The sequence below is a fragment of the Pseudoalteromonas sp. PS5 genome (assembly GCF_004103255.1).
Classification (GTDB): Bacteria; Pseudomonadota; Gammaproteobacteria; order Enterobacterales; family Alteromonadaceae; genus Pseudoalteromonas; species Pseudoalteromonas peptidolytica.
The window spans coordinates 1-6,893 of the sequence record NZ_RCSQ01000203.1 but is presented as its reverse complement, the minus strand read 5'-3'; the positions used below and the strand labels follow the sequence as shown (position 1 = coordinate 6,893).

Here is a 6,893-nt window from a genome sequence, read left to right as displayed (position 1 = left end):
GCCTAGTTATCGACAAGATTTCCTCGCCTCAAAACAGACCACTTAATTAAGCAAATTGGTATGAGACTGAGTATAGGTCGGTGATACGACCTCTTTTTCCTTTTTGGGTCAGAATGTTCATCCCGCGTCGTTCAAAACAACGTGTTTAGTTATATTTTTTGCTTAAAAATCGACAGAGCACTAATGCCACGTATGGTATCGTTCAACGCCAAGTCAGATTATTACCATTACATCCTAAATATTGCTTGCTGAGGTTGAAACAACATAGTGCTCAGCTTTGGTCATTGTCGTCAGTCAGTACTTGTCTAATACTCCGTATCTTGTAGTAATTTTTACCGCACAAAAAGTGATTGCCAGCGTAGCATTAATACAGCATTGTGATATATGCTTGAGCAAATTGAGGGGGGAATAAATGCTACAAATAACAAAAAGTAATAAATTAAATGGGGTAAGTTACGACATTCGTGGCCCAGTTTTAGAGCAGGCAAAAAAGATGGAAGATGAGGGCATGAAAGTGCTCAAGCTAAATATTGGTAACCCTGCTGCGTTTGGCTTTGATATGCCAGAGGATATGCACCGAGACATTATAAAGAACCTTTACTCGGCACAAGGATACTGCGACTCGAAGGGGTTATATTCTGCCAGAGTGGCTGTCTATCAGTACTATCAACAAAAAAGCTTCCCGAATATAAGCGTCGATAATATTTTTATTGGTAACGGTGTTAGTGAGCTAATTCAAATGACGGCACAAGCGTTACTTAATGATGCAGATGAAGTGTTAATCCCTGCACCAGACTATCCACTTTGGACAGCTGCAGTGAAGTTATCAGGAGGTGAACCGGTTCACTACCTTTGTGATGAGCAACAAGATTGGTTTCCGGATATTGAAGATATAAAAAGTAAAATCACAAGTAAAACAAAAGCACTTGTCCTTATTAATCCAAACAATCCCACAGGTGCAGTTTACGATAAGGCGCTTCTTGAATCTCTCATTAATATCGCCAGAGAGCACAAGCTTTTACTGTTAAGTGATGAAATATACGAAAAAATTCTTTATGACAATGCCGAGCACTTTTCGATAGCTAGTTTATGTGACGATATTCCAGTGATCACGTTTAATGGTCTTGCCAAAACATATAGAGCTGCGGGGATCCGCATGGGGTGGATGGTATTAAGTGGGAAACTTTCGGTTATGCAAGATCTCACCACCGGACTTGAAATGTTGGCCTCCATGCGGCTTTGTGCAAATGTGCCTGCACAGTTTGCAATTCAGCAGGCGCTAGGTGGGATCCAGTCTATCGATCAGCTTGTAGAACCCGGGGGACGATTGTATGAACAGCGTGATATTGCGTTCAATGGCCTGAATGACATTGAAGGGATAAGCTGCGTGAAGCCCAAAGGCGCACTGTATGCTTTTCCCAAGGTAGACATGCAGCGCTTTAATATTAAAAATGATGAACGTATGGTGCTGGATTTACTAAAAGAAGAAAAAATCTTGCTGGTTCATGGGCGGGCTTTTAATTGGCCAACAGCGGATCATTTTAGACTGGTGTTCTTACCACATAAAGACGATTTAGTGCCTTCAATGGAGCGAATAAAGCGCTTCTTTGCTCACTATCGTCAGTAAAAGCATAGAAGTGAGTTAATACCAATTAATTTTTAATACCTCCTTAATTTTAAAGGAGTAAATCTGGCATGAGGTGTGTTAATAGTTTCTTATTTAGAACAACTAAAAAGCAATTTTTTTGCCTCAAAATAGATTATTTACTTAACCTGAGACTCGGGTAATTAGCTAACTAACTCATACTTTGCAGAACGCATTTTACAAACGATAAAAAGCTCGGAAAAGTTTCCGAGCTTTTTGGTGGGCTAGTAATGTAAATATATTTTTAGAACTAAAATTCGAAGAGGGGTAGTTCACCCCAATCCAAACGAAATGCTCAGAATTTAATTGGTGTTAGATTTCAACTCAGTTGTTACCTTTGATTGCTCATGCCCGTCTTTTTTGAGCCACTTGCGACCAAGGCGTTTAATATCCTCCAGCGCAACATACTGACATGGAATAAGCACCAATGTGATCACTGTGGCGAAGAGTACACCAAAGGCCAGCGAAACAGCCATCGGGATCACTATCTTAGCCTGTAAACTAGTCTCCATAATGATAGGTACCAAACCGATAAACGTGGTAAGCGACGTTAAGAGAATCGCTCTAAAGCGTTTGCAGCCGGCTTCAACCGCTGCATCTTTCAAGCTAGTTCCTGCATCGCGTGCTTTATTGACGAAATCGACCATAACGAGGGAATCATTCACCACGACACCAGCAACTGCGATGATCCCAAAGAAAGATAGGCTACTCATGGTCATCCCTAAAACCATATGACCAAATACTGCACCAACTACTCCAAATGGGATAACCGACATGATAATAAGTGGTTGTGAGTAAGAGCGCAGTGGTATTGCGAGTAAGGCAAAGATGATCATCAACGAGAGCGCAAAATCGCGAATTTGCTCGGCAACACTATCCATCTCTTCTTGAACTCGCCCAGCAACAGCACTTTGTACACTTGGATAATTTTTGAGTAAACTAGGTAAGTATTCATCACGAATTTGTTTAGCAATTTCAAATGGCTGAGCTACTTCTGTATCTACTGAAGCCCATACGTTGATAGTGCGTTTGGCATTCTCGCGACGGATACGATTAACACCATCGACTAGTTTTACATTAGCGACTTCAACTAGCGGAACTTCAGCGCCTTGTGGTGTTAAGATGCGAACATCTTGGATGTCACTAATTGTATCACGATGTTCTTTTGGATAACGGATCATCACTTTAATCTCTTCACCATCGCGTAAGATACGTTGAGCTTCAAGACCATAGTAACTGAAGTTAACCTGAGAGGCGACGTCCGCCAAAGTGAGCCCAAGACTGTAGGCCAGTGGCTTAAGCTCTAATTGCACTTCATCGGTTGCAGATTGCATCGAGTCGTTAATGTCACCAACCCCTTCGATGGTGGCTAATTTATCTTTTAATTTAGCAGCGACTTCTTGTAGTGCAGCCTTTTCTCTACCTTCTAATCTAAAGCTAATATCGCCGTCATCACGTCCACCATTCATAATACTGTCTTGAATGTTTAACGACTTCACTCCAGGCAGCGTGGGCATTGCATCACGCCACTTAGCACTCAATGCAAAAGTGTCGATTGGACGAGCGTCTGGTTCAACTAAGATAACCATGATGTTAGCACTGGTACGGCCATTCATGTTGACCATATAATCACGGATCATCTTTTTCCCATATTCAGCTTCGATTTCTTTATCAACACTAAGCACCATCTGTTCTATCTTTTGGATCGAGTTCAAAGTTGCTGTTTCTGATGACGATAAGTTCATATCAATAGAAATTCTTGGAAAGTCGTGTGGAATTTTAGGGTTAGCAACAAACTTAACTAAGCCACCAGCAAACATTCCTGCACTGACAATAAGTACAGCCAAAAACCCAACAATAACGGTATAACGGTAATGGATACAGCGGTTAATAAATGGTCGATAGCTGTTTTCGATAAGACTTTGTAAGCCACGATCCATCTTTTCTCTTAACCGATGAAACGGATTTTTTGGGTTACTAGGCTTGTCCTTCATTGCTGCTAAGTGGGCAGGTAAAACTAGCTTAGATTCAACCAAAGAAAACAACAAACAGAGAATAATAACGCCACCAATGGCTTTAGAAAATGCAGCTGTTGGCCCTGTTGCTAGGGTTTGTGGCAAAAATGCAGCAACTGTTGTCAGTACTCCAAACGTTGCAGGAATTGCGACTCGCTTCACTCCTCGAACAACATTATCTAAGCTATGACCATGTTTTTCGATTTCTGCGTGTGCGGACTCACCAACAACAATGGCGTCATCGACTACAATTCCTAACACAAGGATAAATGCAAACAGTGAGGCTAAGTTAATTGTGACGTCTAAAAAGCCAATAGGCATCATCAAAAATGCCCCCAAAAAACTCACTGGCAGCCCCATCATAACCCAAAATGCTAGACGAACACGTAAGAATAGCGCAAGCATTAACATAACCAATACGCCACCAAGCGCCATATTCTCTAACATCATGTTAAGGCGGCCATTTAGGTAGTAGGTCAAATCAATAAATGGTTCTAGTTCAACACCTTGTGGTAAAGCGCCTTTTTTAGCCTCCAAATAATTTTTTATCACAGAGGCGACTTTGGTAATGTCCTGATCTTTAGAGGCACTCACCTCAAATACAAGAGAATTTTTACCATTGTATTTCGAGTACTGTAAACCTTCTTCAAAACCATCATTAATGATGGCTACATCACCTAAATAGACTTGCGCGCCATCCGGTAGAGTCAACAGGGGGAGTTTTCTAAATTCATCACCACGGTATGCTTGATTTTCGACGCGCATTGAAATGTAACCATTTTCAGAACGGATTTGTCCTGCGGACATGTTTGCTGAAAAGTTTTTAACGGCATCAGCAACGGCTCTAAAGCTCAGCCCATATTCACGCATTTTATCGGGGCTTATCTCTATTGATATTTCGTAATCCAGCCCGCCATCAAAGCGCACTAGGTTGACACCAGGGAGTGATAGCATCTCCTCGTGAATACGATTACCCAGTTCTTTGAGATCATGAGGAGTGAGATCGCCATTCAATGATAGCCACATCACCTCTTGTGTTGCTTTGTCATGGCGAACAATAGGGCGCTCCATACCCGAAGGGAATGTTGATACAGCATCAACTTGCATTTTTACTTCATCAAGAACCTCTTTGGTGTCGTACTGTTCATCCACCTCTATCCATGTTTGAGAGTAACCTCGGTTTGAGTAAGTAATTAGTCGTTTTATTCCTTCGAGTCCTTCCATGGATTCCTCGATTTTTATGGTGATACCTTCTTCGACTTCTTGAGGTGCTGCACCAGGGTATACAGCTTGGACACTAATCCAATTACTGTCGTATTGCGGAAACATCTGCTTGCGAATTGAGAATGCGGTGAGCAGTCCTCCTACGATAATAAAAATCATCAGTAGGTTGGCAGCGACCGGGTTTCTTGCAAACCAAGCGATTAGGCCTTTTTCTGTGCTTTGCATAATCACTTACTCCTCTTTAAGTGCCAGCTGTGTGTTGGCACTTTGCATGGAAGCATCATCTATGCGTAGCTGCATTCCCTCTGAAGGGTAATCTAGGGCTGAGGTGATAAGCTGTTGACCGGCGCTAACGCCATTATTTACAACGACCATACCGTTATATTCACGGATGATGTTAAGTTTTTTATAGCTGAGTTTATCTTGGTCATCGAGCGTCGCTACGCGCCCAGATTTAACTAAGTGGTGAGGGATAAGTGTTGCATTTTCAATTAATAGACCTTGAATTTCAGCATTAATGTAAGCACCAAACCTAAGTGGTTTTAGCAAATGACTATAAGGTTGCTCAACTTGAGCCACAAGGTATGTCATCCGGCTTTTGTTATCAATTACTCCTTCACTACGAACAATTTGTCCTTTCCAGCTCATTGACTGTCCTGCCACGTCGGCGGTTAACATTACTTCTGCACCTACACCTTGTTGGGGTAGGTATTGCAGTTCTTTGTCTGCTACGGGGAGTCTAACTTCTGCGACAGAAGTTGCATTCAGTTTACCAAACCCATTACCTGGGTTTACTACACTACCAAGACTGACAGTACGAGACTCAATAATTGCATCGTAAGGGGCGCGGATATAAGTACGTTCTAAGTTGCGCTTGGCACGTTTTACCGCAGCCTGTGCTGCTTTAAAGCGCGCTAGCTTTTCTGCAAGCTGTGGCTTTCTTAAATAAAGCTCTGACGGGATTTTTTCATTCGCGTTGGCGGTTATTCGTTGCCACTCAGCTTTGGCAACCTGCACTTGAGCTTGTTCTATTTCTAGCGCTGAACTTGCCTGTGCCAATGAAGCCTCGGCCTCAATAAGCGCAGCTTCGTAGTCATTAGGGTCGATACGCGCCAGTATATCTCCTTCTTTAACAAAACCGCCTTTTACAAACTTCTCATCAAGATCAATAACTTGACCGCTCACTTGAGCAACTAATTCTGTACTATACTTAGGTGCGACGACACCGTACGAGGAGACGTTAAGTCGAACTGGTGCAACTTCAATTGGTTGAACCTGCACCAGTGGAAGAGTGATTTCCTCTGGTTTTTCTTCTGGAGGCTGTTTCATTGCAGACATAGCAACAGCCGCTGCAATACCCACCGCGAGAACGGCAACCGGTAGAATGATTTGTTTTTTACTAGCCACGTTAAAATCCTTCCTGTTGAATGATTTTTAATAATCCAGATTAACGGCTCTGGATCATCGATAAGCTTAAGGATACGCGAATAGTTATGTCGAGGTGTTTAAATCCTACGGGAATATGTAACAAAGCTTTGCGTACCTAAATTAATCGTTACATTCAGTAGCAATATGGAAGTTTTTACGAAATGGCAATTTTTCGATAAAATGCACAATTGATGAGAATTTTAGTGAGAAGCTAGATGGACTGTAGACTTGGCTGTGGGGCTTGTTGCATTGCACCGAGCATTTCAACGCCTATCCCGGGTATGCCTAACGGTAAAGTAGCTGGGCAGCGGTGTATTCAGCTTGATGAAAACAACCTTTGTAAATTGTTTAATAAGCCCGAACGCCCCCCTGTTTGTCTTCAATTTAAACCCATGAGGGATGTATGTGGTGATTCAAATGAGGCCGCGATGAAAATTATTACTGAACTTGAGTTACTGACCTAGTTTGGCTGGAGTTTGTCGGCTTTTATACCAATTTTCTTAATTAAGTGGTTTATGTTGAGGCGAGAAAATCTTGTTGATAACCCCGCTACCGCGTCCTGCTATCGCCAAGGTACCTAC

General features: G+C 42.2%; 4 protein-coding genes. 2 read left to right on the top strand and 2 right to left on the bottom strand.

Annotation, left to right across the window (positions count from 1 at the left end; translation table 11 throughout):
* Positions 1 to 412 precede the first annotated feature (412 nt).
* Positions 413 to 1,627, top strand: a complete 1,215-nt coding sequence (locus tag D9603_RS20045; protein WP_125252679.1) for a pyridoxal phosphate-dependent aminotransferase — start codon at positions 413 to 415, stop codon at positions 1,625 to 1,627.
* A gap of 320 nt (positions 1,628 to 1,947) precedes the next feature.
* Here the strand turns inward: D9603_RS20045 and D9603_RS20040 are convergent, their stop codons facing one another.
* Together D9603_RS20040 and D9603_RS20035 are read right to left on the bottom strand one after the other, a co-directional pair.
* Positions 1,948 to 5,109: an efflux RND transporter permease subunit gene (locus tag D9603_RS20040; RefSeq protein WP_170178658.1), complete on the bottom strand. Its 3,162-nt coding sequence runs from the start codon at positions 5,107 to 5,109 to the stop codon at positions 1,948 to 1,950.
* A 6-nt stretch (positions 5,110 to 5,115) separates the two neighbouring features.
* Positions 5,116 to 6,291 (bottom strand): efflux RND transporter periplasmic adaptor subunit, encoded by a 1,176-nt coding sequence (locus tag D9603_RS20035; RefSeq protein ID WP_128732646.1) that lies wholly within the window; start codon positions 6,289 to 6,291, stop codon positions 5,116 to 5,118.
* A 236-nt stretch (positions 6,292 to 6,527) separates the two neighbouring features.
* On the opposite strand from D9603_RS20035, the gene D9603_RS20030 reads away from it, so the two are divergent.
* Positions 6,528 to 6,776 carry a YkgJ family cysteine cluster protein gene (locus tag D9603_RS20030; RefSeq protein ID WP_128732645.1) on the top strand — a complete coding sequence of 83 codons (249 nt, stop codon included), beginning with the start codon at positions 6,528 to 6,530 and terminating at the stop codon, positions 6,774 to 6,776.
* Positions 6,777 to 6,893: the final 117 nt, after the last annotated feature.